Source organism: Streptomyces sp. NPDC002176, assembly GCF_044903645.1.
Classification (GTDB): Bacteria; Actinomycetota; Actinomycetes; order Streptomycetales; family Streptomycetaceae; genus Streptomyces.
The window spans coordinates 1,148,732-1,170,592 of sequence record NZ_JBJDQW010000002.1 but is presented as its reverse complement, the minus strand read 5'-3'; the positions used below and the strand labels follow the sequence as shown (position 1 = coordinate 1,170,592).

At 68.9% G+C, this 21,861-nt stretch carries 9 protein-coding genes and 1 pseudogene; 4 read left to right on the top strand and 6 right to left on the bottom strand.

Annotated features, from left to right (window positions below; all coding sequences use genetic code 11):
* Positions 1–30: 30 nt before the first annotated feature.
* A complete protein-coding gene (gene hemB / locus ACI2LY_RS13655) occupies positions 31–1,023 on the top strand; it encodes a porphobilinogen synthase (protein WP_388997234.1) in 993 nt (330 codons plus the stop codon).
* A gap of 70 nt (positions 1,024–1,093) precedes the next feature.
* Here the strand turns inward: hemB and ACI2LY_RS13650 are convergent, their stop codons facing one another.
* Positions 1,094–4,270 carry a DNRLRE domain-containing protein gene (locus ACI2LY_RS13650; protein WP_404707272.1) on the bottom strand — a complete coding sequence of 1,059 codons (3,177 nt, stop codon included), beginning with the start codon at positions 4,268–4,270 and terminating at the stop codon, positions 1,094–1,096.
* 456 nt (positions 4,271–4,726) lie between these two features.
* Here ACI2LY_RS13650 and ACI2LY_RS13645 point away from each other — a divergent pair, with 456 nt between their 5' ends.
* Positions 4,727–12,562 carry a ricin-type beta-trefoil lectin domain protein gene (locus ACI2LY_RS13645; RefSeq protein ID WP_404707336.1) on the top strand — a complete coding sequence of 2,612 codons (7,836 nt, stop codon included), beginning with the start codon at positions 4,727–4,729 and terminating at the stop codon, positions 12,560–12,562.
* Positions 12,563–12,641: 79 nt separating this feature from the next.
* Here ACI2LY_RS13645 and ACI2LY_RS13640 read toward each other — a convergent pair whose 3' ends face one another.
* The 4 genes from ACI2LY_RS13640 to argS all read right to left on the bottom strand — a co-directional run bounded on the left by ACI2LY_RS13640 (position 12,642) and on the right by argS (position 16,850).
* On the bottom strand, positions 12,642–13,094 hold the full coding sequence (locus tag ACI2LY_RS13640; RefSeq protein WP_404707271.1) for a DUF5959 family protein: 453 nt from the start codon (positions 13,092–13,094) through the stop codon (positions 12,642–12,644).
* 387 nt (positions 13,095–13,481) lie between these two features.
* Positions 13,482–14,657, bottom strand: coding sequence for a flotillin family protein (locus tag ACI2LY_RS13635; RefSeq protein ID WP_404707270.1), 1,176 nt, complete (start codon positions 14,655–14,657; stop codon positions 13,482–13,484).
* A 13-nt stretch (positions 14,658–14,670) separates the two neighbouring features.
* Positions 14,671–14,922 carry a hypothetical protein gene (locus ACI2LY_RS13630; RefSeq protein WP_388997223.1) on the bottom strand — a complete coding sequence of 84 codons (252 nt, stop codon included), beginning with the start codon at positions 14,920–14,922 and terminating at the stop codon, positions 14,671–14,673.
* Between the two features lie 158 nt (positions 14,923–15,080).
* Positions 15,081–16,850, bottom strand: coding sequence for an arginine--tRNA ligase (argS, locus tag ACI2LY_RS13625; protein ID WP_404707269.1), 1,770 nt, complete (start codon positions 16,848–16,850; stop codon positions 15,081–15,083).
* 208 nt (positions 16,851–17,058) lie between these two features.
* Here argS and ACI2LY_RS13620 point away from each other — a divergent pair.
* Both ACI2LY_RS13620 and lysS read left to right on the top strand, forming a co-directional pair.
* Positions 17,059–18,736 (top strand): annotated as a pseudogene (locus tag ACI2LY_RS13620) (IS200/IS605 family accessory protein TnpB-related protein).
* 45 nt (positions 18,737–18,781) lie between these two features.
* Positions 18,782–20,524 (top strand): lysine--tRNA ligase, encoded by a 1,743-nt coding sequence (gene lysS / locus ACI2LY_RS13615; protein WP_404707268.1) that lies wholly within the window; start codon positions 18,782–18,784, stop codon positions 20,522–20,524.
* Between the two features lie 69 nt (positions 20,525–20,593).
* Here lysS and ACI2LY_RS13610 read toward each other — a convergent pair whose 3' ends face one another.
* The gene (locus ACI2LY_RS13610; protein ID WP_404707267.1) at positions 20,594–21,829 is read right to left on the bottom strand and encodes a DUF2637 domain-containing protein; all 1,236 of its coding nucleotides are present in this window, start codon (positions 21,827–21,829) and stop codon (positions 20,594–20,596) included.
* Positions 21,830–21,861: the final 32 nt, after the last annotated feature.

Genomic DNA, 21,861 nt, shown 5'->3' with positions numbered 1-21,861 from the left:
CGCGGTGGGGGCGGGCGTAGCGTAGGGGATATGTCGAAGTACGGATCTTTTCCCGGTACCCGTCCCCGGCGGCTGCGGACCTCGCCCGTCATGCGTCGGATGGTCGCGGAGACGCGGCTGCATCCGGCCGACTTCATTCTTCCGGCGTTCGTCCGGGAGGGCGTGAGCGAGCCGGTGCCGATCGCCGCGATGCCCGGTGTCGTGCAGCACAGCCGCGACAGCCTGAAGAAGGCCGCGCTGGAGGCCGTCGAGGCGGGCGTCTCCGGGATCATGCTGTTCGGGGTGCCGGAGGACTCGAAGAAGGACGGGCTCGGCACGCCGGGCACCGACCCGGACGGCATCCTCCAGGTCGCCCTGCGCGACGTGCGCGCCGAGGTCGGCGACGACCTGCTCATCATGTCCGACCTGTGCCTGGACGAGTTCACGGACCACGGGCACTGCGGGGTGCTGGACGCCGAGGGCCACGTCGACAACGACGCCACGCTGGAGCGGTACGCCGAGATGGCGCAGGTCCAGGCCGACGCGGGCGCCCATGTGGTGGGTCCGAGCGGCATGATGGACGGCCAGATCGGGGTCGTCCGGGACGCGCTGGACCAGATCGGGCGCGAGGACGTGGCGATCCTCGCCTACACCGTCAAGTACTCCTCCGCCTTCTTCGGCCCCTTCCGTGAGGCCGTCGGCTCCTCGCTCCAGGGCGACCGCATGACCTACCAGCAGGACCCGGCGAACCTCCGCGAGTCGCTGCGCGAGCTGGAGCTGGACCTCGCCGAGGGCGCGGACATGGTCATGGTCAAGCCGGCCGGGCCGTACCTGGACATCCTGGCGCGCGTCGCCGACGCGGTGGACCTGCCGGTGGCCGCGTACCAGGTCTCCGGCGAGTACTCGATGATCGAGGCCGCCGCCGCGAACGGCTGGATCGACCGGGACCGGGCGATCCTGGAGTCCCTGACGGGGATCAAGCGGGCCGGGGCGCGGAACATCCTCACGTACTGGGCGACCGAGGTGGCGCAGAAGCTGCGGTAGACGGCCCGCGCGGGAAACGACAGGGCCCCGGCCACCCCTCGAGGAGAGGTGGCCGGGGCCCTGTCGCGTGTCAGCCGAGGGCCTTCACCGTCCGCCAGTCGCTGGACAGCACGACCTTCACGGGGGCACCGGTGTTCGTCCGGCTCGGGTTGTAGATCCGCATCTGGCCGTCCGCGGTGTAGCGGACCCACAGGTCGGGGATGCCGTCCTTGTTGACGTCGGGGATGCCGAGGGCCGTGGAGACGTTCGTGTCGGCCCAGCTGGTGCCGTAGGACTCGTCCTTGCCGCTCAGGGAGTTGGCGCCGAGCTTGAGCGACTCGGGGTCGACGGTGCCCGCGCTCGCACCGGGCTTGCCCTGGCGCAGGTACATGTTGCCGTTGTCCAGGTTGCGCCACAGCAGGTCGGGCGTCTGGTCGCCGTTGATGTCGGCCACGTTGACGATGTCGCGGCGTGCCCAGGCGTCGACGTTCATGAGGGTCGCGCTCTGGAAGCTGGCACCGCTGTAACCGGAGAGCAGCCAGAACTCGGGGCCGGACCGCAGCACGAGGTCGGTGCGCTTGTCGCCGGTGATGTCACCGACCGCCTTGATCTGCGTCCACTTCGACGGGTCCGGCGCGTTGGACGGGAGCCGGATGTCGAGGCGCTGGTCGACGTTGAAGGTGCCGTAGCCGTCACCGGGGTAGAGCCAGAACTTGCCGTTCGGGGTGACGGCGAAGAGGTCGGTGACACCGTCACCGGGGTAGGCGTCGTCGAAGTGCGTGATCAGCGCGGCCTTGCCGGTGGCCGGGTCGTACCAGTGGTTCGGCGGGTTCACCGTTCCGTCCGTCGTGTAGGCCGCGTCCATGCAGGAGTACAGCTCGCCCCCCTCCGCGCCGACGCAGTTGCGCAGGGTGCCGCTCGCGTTGACGACGAGCAGGTCGGGGATGCGGTCACCGGTGATGTCACCGGGACCGTCCGCCTTGTCGCGTGGCGGCACGAAGAAGTTGTAGTCGGCGCGCACGCTCGGGTTGCCGGCGGCGTCGTAGGCGTACACGTTCAGCCAGTTGGGGCCGGCGTGCGGCGGGTGGAAGGTGGTGACCGTGGCGGTGCCACTCGAGTTGGCGTTCACCGGGATGTAGCCGGTCTGTTCGAAGGCGTAGGTGAACTTGACCGCGCCGGGGGAGGAGAAGGTGACCGATCCGTCGTCGCCGAACTTCTTCTTGGACCACGTCAGGCCGTCGTCGGTCGCCTGCGGGTAGTCCGTGCTCGTGATCTCGGCCTGCGAGGGGCCGTTGCCGTCCACGGTGAGCTTGCAGGGGTCGGCGGTGTTCGCCGGGAAGTACGTCGAGTACAGGGCCGGGGAGCCGGAGTCCTTGGAGCGCACGTCCCAGTAGTAGACGCCCTTGTCCGTCAGGGGGTACTCGGTGGGGATGGTCGTCGTGGCCGTGCCGCTGGAGTTCGGGGTGACCGGGTAGACGGTCGGCGTGCTGTCGCCGCTCTTCCAGAAGCGGAACTCCAGCTTGCTCAGGTTGTCGTCCGGGTCCGTGGCGTTGGCGGTGAGCACGATCTTCGTCTTGCCGACGGTCACGCCCGAGGTCGAGCAGGTGCCGCCCGGGGAGGACGTGCCCTTGGTGGGCTCGTTCGGCTTGCGGTTGTAGACCACGTCGAGCTGGGCCGAGGTGGCCTGGAACTTGCGCCAGGTCTGGGCGTCGGACTCGCTGGTGGCGCGCATGCCGAAGGTGATGCTGGACCAGCCGCTGTCAGCGCCCTTCTGGGCGGCGTCCTTGACGTCGAACGCCTCGTAGTCGTCCGGGCAGGAGCTGGAGGACCAGCCGTGCGCGAAGGACTTCTTCTGCAGCAGGGTGGACCAGCTCGGCTGCTTGTTCCAAGTGGTGCCCGAGGAGATCGCCCCGGTGAGCCAGAACTGGAACTCACGGGTGGTGCAGGACCAGGAGTGGTTGTTGAGCACCTTGAAGGTGGCGGAGGAGATCGTCGCGCCCTTCAGGGAGGTGCTGTACTTCATCCGCCAGAACGAGCGGGCCGTACCGCCGGAGTCGCTCTCGTAGCCGACGCGGGCGTCGGAGGTGCCGGAGCTGAAGTTGGTGCCGTCCCAGAAGCTGGTGTTCGGGTACGGCTTGTAGGCCACCGTCCACGCGTCCCAGGTGGGGTGCATGGTCGGGTCGACGAACACCGGGAAGCGGACGTCCTTGCCGGTCAGCAGGTCGCTCTCGCCGATCCGCAGGTCGAGGCGGGCGGTGCCGGTGCGGTCGCCGTCCACGTGGAGCGGCAGCGGGGCACTGTGGGCGCCGGGTTCGACACCGCTGAGGCCGGACAGCTTCAGCACGTCGGCCGACGTGGCCACCGAGGTGTGCGGTGCGGTCGGTGCGGTGAGTTCGGGGTCGCGGCCGCTGGAGTCCCAGCCGAAGGGCGTGGGGACCGAGCCGACCTGCTTGCCCGCCTTGTCGACCACCTGGACCTGGCCCGCGCCCTTGTCGTACCGGAACGCGGCGGTCTGCGAGCGCAGTCCGTACGACACGGTGGCCAGCGCCTTGTTCCGGGCGGCCTCGGGGGTCTTGACGATCAGGAGCTGCGCGAAGCCGCCTTCCTCGCGTGCGACCAGGAGCAGGTCGACGCCGGGCAGCACCTCGGGGTAGAGGGCGCGGGGGCCGTCGAGCACCGGCTCGGGGAGGGTGCCGGGCCAGGTGTAGGCGACGGTGTGACCCGCGAGGTCGAGCTCGGCGAGGACGGTCTCGCCCGGTGCCCTGGTCCCGGCGAGCGGCGTCCGGGTGTAGGAGCGGTCCGCCCGGGAGGACTTGCCCGGCGTGCCGCTGGAGAAGCGCACCGGCAGGACGGGGTTGGCCGGGCGGACGCCGAGGCCGTGGGGCGCGTTCTTGGTGCGGTGCAGCCGGTTGTCGACCGGTGCCCACGTCCCGTCGGCGTTCTTCGCACGGACGGGGAGCGCGTTGACGCGGGTGCGCAGTCGGCCGTCCGGGCGGGCCCAGGTCATCGAGGTGGCGGTGGTCTCGGTGTCGACGACCACGTCCTTCCCGGTGCGCCGGGCGGTGGCCGCGGCGGTGGGCGTGTCGCGCGGGCCGGTGGCGGCCCGGCGTGCGTGCGTCGCTCCGCCCGCCTGGGTTCCTGAGGTGTCGTCAGGGAGCCACCAGGGCAGCAGGGCAGCGGTCAGGGCGGCCAGAACCAGGCCGAGTGTGAGGGTCAACCGTGTGCGGGTGCGCACGAATGGGCTGAGGAAACGAGGCGGCGCGGACACGGTGACGGTCTACTCCCGTATGGGCCTGACAGATCGAGACATTGGCGCGCACACGATCACATGATCGCCATGGTTGCACCACATCCACAATGTTTATGAAGATGTGACGATGCGTTGGGTGCGGCTTGGCAAGCGCTTGACGGTGCCTCACATGTCCTGTTTTAGGGACCCGCTACGTGTAGGTAGCAACGATCTTCTTTCGTATGGGTGCTTCACCTCTGCAAAGTGGTGATCCGTCACGTAATACGGCGTGACCCAACTCACTTTTCGGTGCGCTTTCTGTGATTTTCCGATCTTGAACTGTGTGCACCCTGTGAAAGAAGGTCATGCGCGTCTGTTGTTTGGATCGCCTGGCTGGAGTCGACGCGTATGCGTGCGCAAGTCCCAAGGTCACGGACGGGGTTCAGACGCCTCGCCCTGACCGAGTCACAACGACGGCGCCGCCGGCTCGGCCGGCTGGCGACCGTCCTTTTGTTGTCCACGACGTTGGCGGTGACCAGTCTCGACACGGCGGCCTGGGCACTGCCCCCCGCCCCCGGCGGCACCGCCCGGGACAACACGGTCGACCTTCCCGACCTGCCGAAGGACGCCGTCACCGAGGGCGACGAGGAGGCCGAGAAGAACCTCACCACCGCGCCCGAGGTCGCCGCCGACCCGTACGTGCCCAAGGCCGTCACCCCCTGGGCCGGTGACACCGGCACCGCGACGCTCAGCACGTCCACGGCGCCCGGTACCCCGGTTCCGGTCAGCAACAACCTGCCGATCGCGCTCGGCGTGCCGGACGGCACCGACCCGGCCGCGATCGACGGCACCTGGAAGGTCGATCTCGCCGACCCGGCCGCCTCCCAGGACAGCAACGTCTCCGGTCTGATCATGGAGGTCACCCCGCCCGCCGACGCCGACCCGACCGCGCAGGTCACGGTCGACGTCGACACGGCCGGCTTCGCCGACCTCTACGGCCCCCAGGCCGCCGCCCGCTTCGGCCTCGTCCTGCTGCCCGACTGCGTCCTGCACGACCCCGACGGCGGCGACTGCGCCGATGGAGGCGGCACGCAGACCATGTCGGTCAAGTCGGCTCCCCGCGGTGCCCAGCGGCTGCGCAGCACGGTGCGCGAGGTGCCCGCCGCCAAGGCGCCCACCAGGTCCAGCGCGGGCAGGAAGTCCCGCACCCACACGATCCTCAGTGGATCGGTCCCGGTCGCCAACCTGCTGGAGGACGCGACCGGTTCGGAGACGTCCGGCGTCTCCGCGCACACCGCCTCCTTCGACCGCGGCACGGTCCTCCCGGCCGCGGACGCGTCCGGCCCCCAGGTCCTCGGCGCCCTGGACACCGGCTCCTCCGCCTCCGGCGACTTCACGGCGACCCCGCTGCTGTCCTCGGGCTCCTGGGCGGCCGGGTCCTCCTCCGGCGCCTTCACGTACTCCTACGACGTGCAGGTGCCCGAGGCCGCGGGCGGCCTGACGCCGAAGGTGTCCCTGGGCTACTCCTCGCAGTCGGTCGACGGACGCACCTCCGCCACCAACAACCAGTCCTCCTGGATCGGCGACGGCTGGGACTACAACGCGGGCTCCATCACCCGCACCTACACGGGCTGCCGTCAGGACTCCAAGAAGGCCGGTTCGAACAACGCCACGCACCGCACCGCGGACCTGTGCTGGGGTTCGAACAACGCCACCCTCTCGCTCGGCGGCCAGACCACCGAGCTGGTGTGGGACGACTCCCAGGACAAGTGGATTACCGCCAACGGCGACGGCGCCAAGGTCGAGCAGCTCACCGACGCCTCCGACGAGAACGACGCCCGGAACGGCGAGTACTGGGTGGTCACCACCCGGGACGGCACCCGCTACCACTTCGGCCTGAACAAGCTGCCGGGCTGGAGCGCGGGCAAGCCGCTCACCAACTCCGTGCTGACCGTGCCGGTGTACGGCAACCACCCGGGCGAGCCCTGCTACAAGGCGGGCGACTGGGCCGGTTCGTGGTGCACCCAGGGCTGGCGCTGGAGCCTCGACTACGTCGAGGACATCCACGGCAACGCCATGTCCCTGTGGTGGAAGAAGGAGAAGAACTACTACGCCCGCAACTTCAACTTCAAGGCACCGGTCGTCTACGACCGCGGCGGCTATCTCGAGCACATCGACTACGGCCAGCGCAAGGACAAGGTCTTCGCCGAGAACGCCCCGTCGAGCGTCAAGTTCAACGTCGACGAGCGCTGCTACACCGAGGGGTCGCTGACCTGCTCGGACACCAACTTCGAGGACAAGGACCCGGGCAAGTACCGCATCTGGTACGACACCCCCGCGGACCTGCGCTGCAAGGCCGCCGACTCCAAGCACACCAAGTGCTGGAACGCCGGGCCGTCCTTCTGGAGCCGTAAGCGCCTGGCCTCCATCGAGACCAGTACGCAGCGCCTCACCAACACCACCGACCGCCAGACGGTGGACAAGTACACCCTCGAGCAGAAGTTCCCGGTCCTGAAGACCGGCGTGAACACCGCGCTGTGGCTGGAGTCGGTGCAGCGCACCGGCTACGACCGGGACGGCGGCCGCGTCGACCTCAACCCGGTGCGGTTCGAGTCCAACGCGGAGGAGATGCCGAACCGGGTCACCTGGACCGGCGACCCGCGCCCCAGCTTCGCCCGGCTGCGCATCGCCCGCGTCATCAACGAGTACGGCGGCGAGACCGTCGTCTCCTACAACAAGCCCACCGGCGACTGCGCCTCCTCCGGCGGCCGTCCCGGGAAGTCCGACACCGCGGCGCTGAAGTCCAACAGCCGCCTGTGCTACCCCTCGTTCTGGAACCCCGACCCCGAGGTCGAGGGCATCGAGTGGTTCAACAAGTACGTGGTGGACTCCATCGAGGAACTCCCCAACGTCGACGGGTCGTTCGCCACCAAGACCGGGTACCAGTACAAGAACCCCGGCTGGAAGCTCGCCGACGGCGAGTTCACCAAGAAGTCCACCCGCACCTACTCCGAGTTCGCCGGGTTCGAGCAGACCACGGTGCTCACCGGCGCGGACGACGCGACCATCGGCAGCAAGCGGTCCAAGTCCGTCACCCGCTACTTCCGCGGCATGGGCGACACCGTCCCGGTGAAGGACATCACCGGCGCCGAGATCGCCAAGGACCAGGAGCCGTTCGCCGGCCGTATCGCGGAGGAACTCTCCTACGCGAACGCCGACGACGCGGACAGCGCCTGGATCTCCCGCAGCATCACCGTCCCGCAGGCCACCGAACTGGCCAGGCGCAACCGGGACGACGGCCTGAGCCCGCTGCGCGCCTGGCGGGTCACCGAACCCGACGAGTACGCGTACAGCAAGTCCTCCGGCACCACCGACGACCACCGCACCGAGCGGACCGTCCGGACGCACACCACGTACGAGGGGACGTACGGGCTGCCGACCGAGGTGGAGTCGCTCGGTGACACCGGCCAGCCCGGCGACGAGTCGTGCACCCGGCTGGAGTACCAGCACCAGTCGGCCAAGAACCTCATCGGTCTGACCAAGCAGGTCCTGGTCTCGCCGACCACCTGCGCGAACGCCGACTTCACCGACCTGTCGACGCTGAGCGGCGCCACCCGCACCGCCTACGACCACCAGGGCTACGGCACGGCGCTCGCCTCCGACACGCTGGGCGAGGCCACCGAGTCCTGGTCGCTGAACGGCGACGGGAACGGCTGGCAGTCGGGCGGCACCACCTTCTTCGACGGCATCGGACGCGTCGTCGAGCAGAAGGACCCCGCCCAGAAGAGCTCCTACATCTCCTACACCCCGTCCTCCGGTCAGGTCTTCGAGGTCACCACGACCAACTCCGCGGGCCACGTCCAGCGTCAGGTGCTGGACCCGGGCCGCGGCACCAGCCTGCAGACCACGGACGCCAACAACCATGTGAGCCAGGCGAAGTACGACCCGCTGGGCCGTCTCCTGGAGGCGTGGGCGCCGGGGCGTACCCCGTCCACCTCGGCGGTACCGGACTTCGAGGCCGTCTACACGGTCCCGAAGGACACGCCGGGCACGGACCGCAAACCGCCGTACGTCACCACCTCCACGCGCGGCTACAACGACCGGGTCGAGACCTCCGTCACCCTCTACGACGGCCTCGGCCGCGAGCGGCAGAAGCAGGAGCAGGCCGACGGCGGCAACGGCTACCTGATCACCGACACGCTGTACAACAGCTCCGGTGAGGTCTGGCAGACCAACAACGCCTACCTCACCAACGAGGCCAAGCCCGGCGAGCTGTTCACCCCGCTCGCGGACACGGCCGTCCCCAACATCACCCGGTACACCTACGACGGTCTCGGCCGCGTACTGGAGGAGACGCCGGTCCTCAAGGTCGAGGACGAGCAGACCCACCAGTCCAGCTCGAAGCCGGTGCCCGCCCGGGCCACCCGCTACGAGTACGGTCTCGACTGGTCGAAGGTGATCAACCCGCAGGGGACCTCCTCCTACAAGCTCTTCACCGACGCGCTCGGCCGCGCCTCACGGGTCGACACGTTCAACTCGGACGCGCCCGACGGCTACACGTCGATGACGTACGCGTACAACCCCGCCGGACAGCTGGCGAGTGCGACCAACTCCGTCGACAAGACGCACCCGTGGACGTGGACGTACGACCACCGCGGCCGGACGAAGACGGCCACCGACCCGGACGCGGGTACGACGAGGACGTCGTACGACTCGTTCGACCGTCCGCTGACCACGACCAACGCCCGCAACATCACGGTCTGGAACGGCTACGACGACCTGTCGCGGCCCATCGAGCAGCGGGAGACCGGCCCCACCGGCAAGCTGCTGTCCCAGTACACCTACGACACCGCCCCCGGCGGCAAGGGCATGCCCGCTACCGCCATCCGCTACACGGACGGTGAGGCGTACACCCAGAAGGTCAACGGTTACACCGACGACTACCAGCCGACCTCGACCACGCTGACGCTGCCGTCGACGCTGGCGACCAGCTGGGGCCTGGACCAGTCCTATACGTACGACTACAAGTACAACGACACCGGCATGCTGGAGGACTCCACGCTGCCGAAGATCGGAGCGCTCGGCGCCGAGAAGCTCGTCGTCCGCTACAACAAGGACGGCAAGCCGCTCTCCCTCTCCGGCAAGGACTGGTACGGGGCCGAGACGGTCTACGACTCCTTCGGCCAGGTCCAGCGCTCCACCCTCGGCGCCCAGCCGTACCGCGTGTGGACGCAGAACTCCTACGACGACTCCAGCGGTGAGCTGAAGAAGCAGTCGGTGTACCGCGAGGGCACGGCCGACCAGACCGTCGTTGCCGGGAGCCTCGTCTCCGACCGGTCGTACACCTACGACCCGGCCGGAAACGTCACCTCCATCAAGGAGGGCGCCACCGGCATCGACGAGCGGCAGTGCTTCGTCTACAACCCGCTCGGTGAGCTGAAGACGGCCTGGACCTCCAAGGACCAGAACACCTGCACCGGCCCGAAGAACACCGACGGCTCGCTCAACGTGACCGCGGGCACGGACAAAACCGGTTACTGGCAGGAGTACGAGTACGACCTGCTCGGCAACCGCACCAAGCTGACCGAGAAGGACCTCACCGGCGCCACCGCCAAGGACGCCGTCACCACCTACGCCTACGGCAAGGCCGACGGCTCCCAGCCGCACACGCTGACCAAGGTGTCGAAGACCTACACCACGCCGCAGGGCGCGCAGGTCAAGGCCGAGGCCGAGCGTCTGTACGAGCTGACCGGCGAGACCAAGTCGATCACCTCCCTGCAGAACGGAGACAAGCAGCAGCTGTCCTGGACGTACGACGGCCAGGTCGACCGGATCACCGGCCAGGGCACGGGCGGCGAGACCCCCTACATGGGTCTGGCGGACAAGTGCCTGGACATGCAGGGCGGTTACCCGCTCGCGTCGGTGCAGGTCCAGCTGTACTCCTGCAACAGCTCATCGGCCCAGAGCTGGCGGTTCACCCCCACCCCGGGGACGACCCAGACCGACCCCGACCGGGGGTCGCTGGTCGTCGACGAAACCTGGTGCGCGCAGCCTGCCGCGAGTACGTCGGGCTCCGCCGTCCAGGTCCAGAAGTGCAACGGTTCGGCCGCGCAGGAACTGCGGCGCAACTCCTCCGGCCAGCTGATCCACATCGCTTCGGGGCTGTGCCTGACGGTCAAGGACGCCAGCTCGGCGAACTCGACCCCGATCGTGCTGGCCGCCTGCGCCGCCGGTAAGTCCGAGCAGGTCTGGGCGGCGCAGAACGACACCCGCCACATCTACGGTCCCGACGGCTCACGGCTGCTGACCATCAAGGGCAAGCAGGCCACGCTCTACCTGGGCGAGGCCGAGGTCACCGTCGCGCGCGGCGGTGTGCTGATCCACACCCAGCGCACCTACTCGGTGCCCGGCGGCGCGGTCATGCGCTACGCCTACGGCACCGGAGCCGAGGCACTGGTCGCCCTCGCCGGTGACCATCAGGGCAGTACGTACGCCGAGATATCGCTGAGCAGCACGATGGCGGTGCGGATACGGAAGCAGGACCCGTTCGGCAACCAGCGCGGCGCGGACTCGATCGGCGCGCGGGTCCAGTCCCACTCCGGGTTCCTGGGCGCCACCCGTGACGACTCCTCCGGCTTCCAGCCGCTGGGTGCCCGTCTGTACGACCCGGTGGTCGGACGCTTCCTGTCCGCCGACCCGGTGCTCGACCTGAACGACGTGCTGCAGTCCAACGGGTACGTCTACGCCAACAACAACCCGGTGACGATGTCCGACCCGACGGGTCTGGCCATCTCGCTGAGCAGCTCCGAGCGGGCCGCGGCGCTGGCCGGTGCGGGTCTCTCGGCGGCACAGGTCGCCCAGGCGCAGTCGATGATGGGCAAGTCCCTGAGCTCGGTGATCCTCGCCGTGGCCTGGGAGACGCTGAAGGACTTCATCGGCATCAACGACGCGCTCGCCTGCTTCGGCGGCGACATGTGGTCCTGCGGCAGCCTCATCATCGGGGCGATCCCGTGGGGCAAGCTGGGCAAGATCCCGGCGGTCATGAAGGCCGTCAACCGGACCATCAAGGCGATCGAGTCCTTCAAGGTCGCCAAGAAGGCCGCGGAACTCGTCCTCAAGGCGGCGAAGGCCGCCGAGGCGGCGGCCCTACGGGCCAAGAAGGCGGCGATCGAGCGAGCGAAGAAACTCGCGATCCAACGCGCCAAGAAACGCGCGGCGGAAGCAGCGAAGAGAACCACCGACGCGGCGGTCGCCGCCACGAAGAAAACCGGCAACTCCGTCCAGAAACACGCCCAGGCGGAGGCGGCCCCCCATGTGTCGTCCCACAGCTCCCACAGCGGCGGCGGTGGCGGCAAGAGCGGCGGCGGCGGAGAGAAGCCGGGCGGCAAGTCCGGCGCCTCCTCGCACAGCGAGGGCGGGTCCAGCGGCAGCGGTGGCTCCGGAAAGGCCGAGGAGGGCGGCACGTGCAACAGCTTCGTCCCCGGCACCAAGGTCCTGATGGCCGACGGCACCGCCAAGCCGATCGAGAAGGTCAAGACCGGCGACAAGGTCGTCACGACCGACCCTCAGACCGGTAAGACCCGGATCGAGACGGTCACCGCCGAGATCAAGGGCCACGGCCTGAAGCATCTCGTCAAGGTCACCATCGACACCGACGGCAAGAAGGGCACCAAGACCGCCCAGGTCACCGCGACCGACGGCCACCCCTTCTGGGTCCCGGCCCTGCACGCCTGGATCAAGGCCACCGACCTGCACGCGGGCGAATGGCTGCGGACGAGCGCGGGCACGTACGTCCAGATCACGGCAATCGCCCGCTGGACGGCCCAGAGCAAGACCGTCCACAACCTGACGGTCAGTGATGTCCACACGTACTACGTGCTGGCGGATGCCACCTCGGTCCTGGTTCACAACTGCGACGGCGAGATCGACTACGGGTCGATCGACGAGGACGGCCGTCGGTCGGGAATCGCCGCGATTGTCACTCCGGAGATGCTGGGTACCGGTACCAAGGCCACCCAGAGGATGAGCAAGAATCTGCCGGGCTTTGTGAGCGGAGCCAACGGGGACGCTCGCGGTCATCTCCTGCCCAGGGCTCTGGGGGGATCAGGCAGCACCCCGGAGAATATCGTCAGAACGACTGAGGCCATCGATAACGGTCCCATGAATGAGTTCGAGAAGGAGATCGCTGCATACGTTGGATCGGATGGAGGGCACACCATCATGTATTCGGCGACACCGCACTACCGCCCAGGCGAAAACGTTGCCTTCGCGATATCGATCGAGGCATTCGACGACGCCGGATGGTATATGGGGCGAACATTCATGCAGTGACGAATAGTTGATGAACTGACGTGGGGGGCAGGGCCAGCATGCTGGCCCTGCCCCCCACGTCGTGTAGTTCGATAGCTGCTCAGACCTTCCATTTGTAGGATCCAGGCGAGGTCTCCATCACCTCCATGGGCCACACTCTTTCCGCCTCCTTTAGGCGGTCGCTGTGCTCCTGGATCCACCCTGAATCTAGGGCGAGAGGGATGATCGCTGTCGTTCCTGAGCCGGAGGTGTCCTCGACGATGACCTGCGAGTCTTCAACCTCACTTCTTGCGTGTTTGATTCTGATTGTGGGGCCGTTTCCCATGTCCAGCCATTCGGCATCCATGCCATTTTCGAGAGAATTCAGCGTCAGGGACCACGACTTCAGGGCCGAGAGGAAGAAGTGGACCCGGAACCTGCCGCTAATGAAATCGCTGGCCACAATGATTTCTGCATCCATCAGGTCGTGCTCCGGAAGGATTCCGGGTCTGTGGCGACCCAGAAGGTGCAGGCGAAAGCTGTTACTGCCGTCGGAAAGGTTGATCAGGTCCATATAGTCCTTCTGATGTGCCGGAGGGTGTTGCAAAATCAGGCTCGGCGTCTCTTCTTGCCTCCGTGCCGGCTCAGTCGCAGCCGCGTGTACGGAGCGTATGAAACCACAGGAGTGAGGAGCGGGTTGGGAAAGCGTTGGTCCAGAAAACGCCTTTGCGCACCCTTGTCGGTTGGAGGCGCTGATTGCTGATGAGGCAGGGTCGTTGGGGCAACGTGGAACCGGCCCGCCACCGGAAGCGCGAAGGTATTGCGGCGCTGGACCGTCTTGGGGCGGGCCGGTCACCGCGGCGATCGAAGAACCCGGGCCCCCGGACATCGGCGACATCCGCGCGGTGATGTGCAAGGCGGGGGAGCGTGAGTAAAGGTCGCTTACGGTGACAGGGATCGGCTACTTCGCCGAGTCGGTGTCACCCTCCGGGCGCGGGCCCTGGATTTCCAAGCGGCCGTTGCTCTGCTGAGGGTTGTCGGACGGCTGGGGGGTGTTCTGGCCGTTGAGGTTGTTGCGGACTGAGTCCAGGATGGTGAGGCCCTGGGCTACTAGGCCGGCGGCTATTTCGCCCAGGCCGTCGGCGCCGTTCAAGACGTTCACGTTGGCGCCTGCCAGGCCGCCTGCGGCTTCCTTGACGATCTGGGGGAGTTGGTCGATGAGCATGCGGTCGAGGGCGACGCGGTCGTGGGAGGCGGCGGCCTCGGCCTGGATCTTCATGCGTTCGGCGTCCGCGATGGCGAGGACGCGGACCCGCTCCGCCTCGGCCTCGGCGGGCTTCACGATCTCCGCGACCAGCTGCTGCTGACGCAACTTGGCCTGGCGCAGCGCCAGTTCGGTCTGCGCGGCCAGAACTTCCTGCTGGGCGTGCGCCTGCGCCAGCGGTCCGGCCTGGGACGCCTCGGCCTGGGCGCGGTCCACCTGCGCCGAGTACTCCGCCTGGACCACCGCGGTCTGCCGGGCGTACTCCGCCTGCTTGCGGGCCGCGACCTGCTCCGCCTCGGCGGCCGCCTGGTTCGCCTGGGCCTGCGCGATCTGGGCCTGCCGCCGGATGGCCGCCTTGTGCGGGGCGGACATCGCGTCGATGTACCCGGTGTTGCCGTCGTCGATCGACTGGATCTGGAGCGAGTCCACGATCAGCCCGATCTTCGCCATCTCCAGCTTCGAGGTGTCCAGCACCTCCGCCGCGAGCTTCTGCCGCTCGGTGACGATCTCCTCGACCGTCATGGAGCCGATGATCGCGCGCAGATGGCCCGCGAAGATCCGCCCGGTCAGCACCGACATCTGCTCCTGGTCGGAGAGGAAGCGCTGCCCGGCGTTGATGATGCTCTCCGGGTCGTTGCCGACCTTGAACGCGATCACGGCGCGGACGTGCAGCGCGATGCCCTGCTTGGTCACACAGGTCTCGGTGACCTCGGCCTCGCACATCGACAGCGTGAGGAAGCGGACCTTGCGGAACACGGGCAGCACGAACTTCCCGTGCCCCGTCACCACCCGGAACGGCGCGCCCCCCAGTCCCCGCCTGCCACCCGAGATCAGCATCGCCTCGTCGGGAGCGGGAACGCGGTAACCGAACATACTGCTCGTCTCCTCAGTCGACGCCGGCGGTCAGCCCGCCCAGCGTGTCCAATGGATCGCCCCACGCGATGACATCGACCTCACGGAAACCCCGTGACTCGATCACGAGCACGGTCGCCCCGCGCGGCAGCGGCTCCTGCGACCAGGCGAGGAAGGTCTCGGAGCCGCCTCTGACCCGCACCAGGATCTCGCCGGGTCCGGCGGAGCCACGTGTGCCGATGAGCAGTTCCCCCGTGCAGCCGATCACGGCCTCGTCCTGTGCCATCGCCCGGCTGCCTCCCGTCGTTTCTGGTCCTCCGGTCCGACGATAGACCCGCCGATGACGGGCGTACACCAAGGTTTTGTCTGCCTTTTGAAGGGCGCCGGGAACCCGGAAAGGCCCGGTCCGCGGGAGTGCGGGCCGGGCCTTCCTGTGCGTGTCGGTCAGAGCTTGTCGGGCGTCCTGATGCCCAGCAGCGCCATGCCCTGGTGCAGGGTGCGGGCCGTGAGGTCGACCAGGAAGAGGCGGTTCTCCACCTGGGCGGGGGAGTCGGCCTTCAGGACCGGGCACTGGTCGTAGAACGACGTCAGCAGCGAGGCCAGCTGGTAGAGGTACGCGGCCATCTTGTGCGGCTCGCGGGCCGCGGCCACCTCCAGGACCGTCTCCGCGAACTGGTCCAGGTGCAGGCCGAGCGCGCGCTCGGCCGGGGCCAGCGCCAGCTCCGGGTGGGCGGCGGGGCGGGCCTCGCCGGCCTTGCGGAGGATGGAGCGGATACGGGCGTACGCGTACTGGAGGTACACCGAGGTGTCGCCGTTGAGCGAGACCATCTGGTCCAGGTCGAACTTGTAGTCCCGCACCGCCGAGGTGGAGAGGTCCGCGTACTTCACGGCGCCGACGCCGACGTACCGGCCGTTCTCGACGATCTCGTCCTCGGTCAGGCCCACCTTCTCGGCCTTCTCCCGGACCACGGCGGTGGCCCGCTCGACGGCCTCGTCCAGCAGGTTCTCCAGCTTGACCGTCTCGCCCTCACGGGTCTTGAACGGCTTGCCGTCCTTGCCGAGGACCGTGCCGAAGGCCAGCTGGACCGCGGTCACGTCGTCGTTCAGCCAGCCCGCCCGGCGCGCGGTCTCGAAGACCATCCGGAAGTGCAGGGCCTGCCGGGCGTCCACCACGTACAGCAGGGTGGACGCCTTGAGGTGGAAGACGCGGTCGCGGATCGCGGAGAGGTCGGTGGCCGCGTAGCCGTAGCCGCCGTCGGACTTCTGGACGATCAGCGGGACCGGGTTGCCCTCCGGGCCCTTGATGTCGTCGAAGAACACGCACAGCGCGCCCTCGGAGCGGACCGCGACGCCGGACTCCTCCAGCAGGCGGCAGGTCTCCGCGAGCATGTCGTTGTACCCGGACTCGCCGACGATGTCGGGGTCGCGGACCTCCATGTCCAGCTTGTCGAAGACGGAGAAGAAGTAGATCTTCGACTCGTCCACGAACTTCTGCCAGATGGCGAGGGTCTTCTCGTCGCCCGCCTGGAGGTCGACCACCCGGCGCCGGGCGCGGGTCTTGAACTCCTCGTCGGAGTCGAACAGCTTGCGCGCGGTCTTGTAGAGGCGGTCCAGGTTGGACATCGCCTCCTCGCCGGACACCTCGGACTCCTTGTGGTCCAGCTCGTGCGGGTGCTCGTCCAGGTACTGGATGAGCATGCCGAACTGGGTGCCCCAGTCGCCGATGTGGTGGCGCCGGACCACGTTCTCGCCGGTGAACTCCAGCAGCCGCACCATCGCGTCGCCGATGACCGCCGAGCGCAGATGGCCGACGTGCATCTCCTTGGCCACGTTCGGCTGCGCGTAGTCGATCACCGTGGTGCCGGGACGCTCGGCGAACGGCACTCCCAGGCGGCCGGTGTCGTCCGCGTACCGGGCGGCCAGGTTCTCGGTGATCGCCTGGTCCGCGACGGTGATGTTGAGGAAGCCGGGGCCGGAGACCTCGACGTCCGCGATCACCTGGCCGGTGACGATGCCGGAGACGACCTGCGTGGCCAGCTCGCGCGGGTTGGCCTTGGCCTTCTTGGCGAGCGCGAGGATGCCGTTGGCCTGGTAGTCGGCCCGGTCACTTCGTCGCAGCAGCGGGTCCGCACCGGCGGCCTCCGGCAGGGCGGCCGAGAGCGCGGAGGCGAGGTGCTGCTGGACGGAGTCGCTGAGGGACGTGACCGAGGCCATAGGTAAGGGTGCCGTTCTCCTCGTGGGAATGGATGGTCCCGGCCAGTATCCCACGGGGGGTGTCAGGCCCTGTCGGGTTATTTGTGCACCGGGTGTTCCGGACACCTCTGGGCGGAGCGCGAAAAAATTCGCATATCGAACGAGTGACCTTTCCGGGTGACCGTCGTTGGAGATGACGACGGGATGCGGGGGGAATCGGGGGATCGCCATGGGACGGCTGCGAGAGGTGGCGGCGCCGTACGTCGTGCCCGCGCCGACCGCCGTCACCATCCGGGATCGGCTCAAGGGGCTGAGCAGCCAGGACGAGCAGGTGCTGCGGCGGGTCGGCGACCACCTCGGGGTGCTCGCCTCCCGTGACCTGAAGGCTCGCTGCACGACCGGGCCCGGGTACGGCGTCGACGCGTGGGCGGAGCGCAAGCGTGTTCTGACCGAGGAGTCGACTTCACGGTGGGCCGGAGCGATCACCAAGGCCACGAACGATCAGTGGGCACTCGCCCGGCGAGGTCAGCTAGCTCATGTGCGAGCGCTGGAGGCGGAGGTACGTACGGTCGCCCGGCGGTTGGCGCTGCCCTTGCGGACGGTCGGCGACAAGCGGGCGGCAGGGGGATATCGCTCCCGGCGGGAGTGGTTCGCCAAGTCCCGGCGGCTGCACGTGCTCGAGGACCGGCTTCGGTCGGCACGCGCCGACCGGCGGGCCGGCGTCGTGCATGTGGTGCGGGGTGGGAGGCGTCTGCTGAAGTCCCGGCAGCACCTGGCCGCGGCGGGGCTCACCGAACAGCGCTGGCGCGAGCGCTGGGAGGCCGGTCGCAGGTTCCTGCAAGCCGACGGAGAAACCGGCAAACGGCCCGGGAACGAGACGATCCGCGTCACCCCGGACGGTGTGGTGAGCATCAGGCTTCCCGGCCCGCTCGCCCATCTGGCCAACGCTCCGCACGGCCGGTACGTCCTGGCCGGGCGGGTGACGTTTCCCCACCGGGGCGGGCAGTGGCGCGAGCGCGTGAGCGCGAACCGGGCGGTTGCCTACCGCATCCACGAGGACGTGGACCGCGGCCGCTGGTACCTCACCGCTTCGTGGAAGCTTCCGTCCGTCCGAACCGCCCCCCTGGCCGCCGTCCGAGCGAAACGGCCTGGTCGGAGTGGACACCAACGCCGACCACTTCGCCGCCTGGCGTCTCGACGCCCACGGCAACCCGGTAGGCCGGCCGTTCCGTTTCAGCTACGACCTCACCGGCACCGCGGATCATCGTGACGCCCAGATCCGGCACGCGCTCACCCGCCTGCTGCACTGGGCGAAGCGCCGTGACGTGGCCATCGCGATCGAAGACCTGGACTTCACCGCGGAGAAGACGCGGGAGAAACACGGTGCGCGGACGCGGTTCCGCGCATTGATCTCCGGGATGCCGGTGACGCAAGTGCGATCCCGACTGGCCGCCATGGCGGCCGAGAAGGGCATCGCTGTGATCGCCGTAGATCCCGCGTACACGTCTGAATGGGGTGCTCAGCACTGGCGGAAGCCCCTTACCGGCAAGCACGGCAGACCTACCCGACACGATGCCGCGAGCATCGCGATCGGCAGGCGCGCCCTCGGGTTCGCGATCCGACGACGGACGACACCGCCCCGCGACGACCGGAGTGATCGTCGAGGGCATCGGAGCGTCCAGGTCGGCCCGGGCATCCGAGGACGTGAGGAGACCCGCCCCCGCTTTCCCGGACCGCGGACACGATTCGCCGGCACCAGAAGCGGAGCGAAAGCGGGTGACCAGGGTGCTCATCACCGTCCAGGGCACCCGACCGAGCCCGAATTCCGGCAGCGGGATTCCACGGCGCCCGGTTCCAACGGGACGGTAAAGCCGTTTTTTCGCGTGCGGGTCCGTCTGGGATTATGAGAGGAGGCCGACGGAGAGCAACCGCCGGACTGATACCGAGAGGACGTGCCGATCGTGGCTCAGAGCCCCGAGACCACCGACTGGGTCTCCCGTTTCGCGGATGACGTCATCCAGGAGTCGGAGCGTCGGGCTCCGGGCAAACCGGTCGTCGTCGCCTCCGGGCTCTCCCCGTCCGGCCCGATCCACCTGGGCAACCTGCGCGAGGTCATGACCCCGCACCTGGTCGCCGACGAGATCCGGCGGCGCGGGCACCAGGTCCGGCACCTGATCTCCTGGGACGACTACGACCGCTACCGCAAGGTCCCGGCCGGGATCGCGGGCGTCGACGAGTCCTGGGCCGAGCACATCGGCAAGCCGCTGACCTCGGTCCCCGCGCCGGAGGGCTCCGCGTACCCGAACTGGGCCGAGCACTTCAAGGCCGCCATGACCGAGGCGCTCGCCGAGCTGGGCGTGGAGTTCGACGGGATCAGCCAGACCGCGCAGTACACCTCGGGCGTCTACCGCGAGCAGGTCCTGCACGCGATGAAGCACCGCGGGGACATCGACGCGATCCTCGCCCAGTACCGCACCAAGAAGGCGCCGGGGAAGAAGCCCCAGCAGAAGGCGGTCGACGAGGCCGAGCTGGAGGCCGAGGAGGGTTCCGGCGCGGCCGCCGAGGACGACGGCAGCTCCGGCTCCGCCGGGTACTTCCCGTACAAGCCGTACTGCGGCGAGTGCGGCAAGGACCTCACCACCGTCACCTCCTACGACGACGACACCACCGAGCTGGCCTACACCTGCACCGCCTGCGGCTTCGGCGAGACGGTCCGGCTGAGCGAGTTCAACCGGGGCAAGCTGGTCTGGAAGGTCGACTGGCCGATGCGCTGGGCCTACGAGGGCGTCATCTTCGAGCCCTCCGGCGTCGACCACTCCTCGCCGGGCTCCTCCTTCCAGGTCGGCGGCCAGATCGTCGGGATCTTCGACGGCGAGCAGCCCATCGGCCCGATGTACGCCTTCGTCGGCATCTCCGGCATGGCCAAGATGTCGTCCTCGCGCGGCGGTGTGCCCACCCCGTCCGACGCGCTGAAGATCATGGAGCCGCAGCTGCTGCGCTGGCTGTACGCCCGCCGCCGCCCCAACCAGTCCTTCAAGATCGCCTTCGACCAGGAGATCCAGCGGCTCTACGACGAGTGGGACAAGCTCGCGGGCAAGGTCGAGGACGGTTCCGCGCTCCCCGGTGACGTCGCCGCGTACACCCGCGCCGTCGGCACGGCCGCCGGTGAGCTGCCGAAGACCGCGCACCCGCTGCCGTACCGCACGCTGGCCTCGGTCGCGGACATCACCGCGGGCCACCAGGACCAGGCGCTGCGCATCCTCTCCGAGCTGGACCCGGCGAACCCGATCACCGACCTCGCCGACGCCCGCCCCCGGTACGACAAGGCCGAGGCGTGGATCAACGCCTACGTCCCCGCCGACCAGCGCACCATCGTCCGGGAGGAGCCGGACGCCGAGCTGCTGAAGTCGCTGGACGACGAGGCCCGCGAGTCCCTGCGCCTGCTGGCCGACGGGCTCGCGGACAACTGGTCCCTCGACGGCCTGACCCACCTGGTCTACGGCGTGCCGAAGGTCCGCGCGGGCTTCTCCGCCGATGCCACGGCCAAGGAGCTGCCGCCGGAGATCAAGACGGCCCAGCGGACGTTCTTCGCCCTGCTGTACCACCTGCTCGTCGGCCGGGACACCGGCCCGCGTCTGCCCACGCTGCTGCTGGCGGTCGGTCAGGAGCGGGTGCGGGCCCTGCTCGGGGAGTAGGCCCGGACACGTGAGGAGGGGGCGCCCGGTGTTGCACCGGGCGCCCCCTCCTCACGTATGCGCTGCGGGTCAGGCGATGTGGTCCTCTTCCATCTCCGCCATGTGGCGCTGCTGGAAACGCTCCACCAGGACCTTGAGCATGCCGGGGTCCGGTGCCCTGCCGTAGGTGGCCTCGATGTTGTCGCCGAGCACCAGCGGTGTCGGGTAACTGCCGTCTATCGACTGCCGGAAGACCTGGTACAGATCCTCCTCGTCCGGCTCCGCGGGCCCGCCGCCCTCGCCCAGTTCGCGGGTGCGGTGGGGGCCGACCGGGATCGGGAAGCTGCCGGTCTCCTCCGGGGAGGGCTGCTGGAACTGCTCCGGGGGCTGCTCCTCGTACCAGTCCCCGTACTGCTCCTCGGGGAAGTACTGGGGGTCCGGGCCCGGTTCGAAGGCCGGGTCGTAGCCGCCGTGGTAGTCGACGTCGCGCGGGGGCGTCTGGAACCAGGGGCTGTTCTCGTCCTCCTCCGGCGGCGGCTGCTCGGCGGGAGAAGGCCGAGACGGGGCCTGCGCCGGGGCGGGCGCGGGTGCGGCCTGGAGCGCGGCCGGGGCGGGCTGGGGGAGTTCCGGCACCGGGTCCGGCACCGGGGCCAGCAGGACCGGCTCGATGCCCGCCGCCGCGAGGCCCGCCGGGGCGGTCTCCGCGAGCGGGACGCCGTAGCGGGCCAGGCGCAGCGGCATCAGGGACTCCACCGGGGCCTTGCGGCGCCAGGCGCGGCCGAAGCGGGAGCGCAGGCGGGCCTGGTAGACGAGACGTTCCTGCTCCAGCTTGATGACCTGCTCGTAGGAGCGCAGCTCCCACAGCTTCATCCGCCGCCACAGCAGGAACGTGGGCAGCGGGGAGAGCATCCAGCGGGTGAGCCGGACGCCCTCCATGTGCTTGTCGGCGGTGATGTCCGCGATCCGGCCGACCGCGTGCCGGGCCGCCTCGACGGAGACGACGAACAGGATCGGGATCACCGCGTGCATGCCCGTGCCCAGCGGGTCCGGCCAGGCGGCGGCGCCGTTGAAGGCGATCGTCGCGGCCGTGAGCAGCCACGCCGTCTGACGCAGCATCGGGAAGGGGATGCGCATCCAGGTCAGCAGCAGGTCGAGCGCGAGCAGTACGCAGATGCCCGCGTCGATGCCGACCGGGAACACGTACGAGAAGTTCCCGAAGCCCTTCTTCAGAGCCAGTTCCCGGACGGCCGCGTACGAACCGGCGAAGCCGATACCGGCGATGACCAGCGCGCCGGCGACGACCACGCCGATCAGAACGCGGTGCATCCGAGTCAGCTGCATTGGCGCGGCCACTCGTA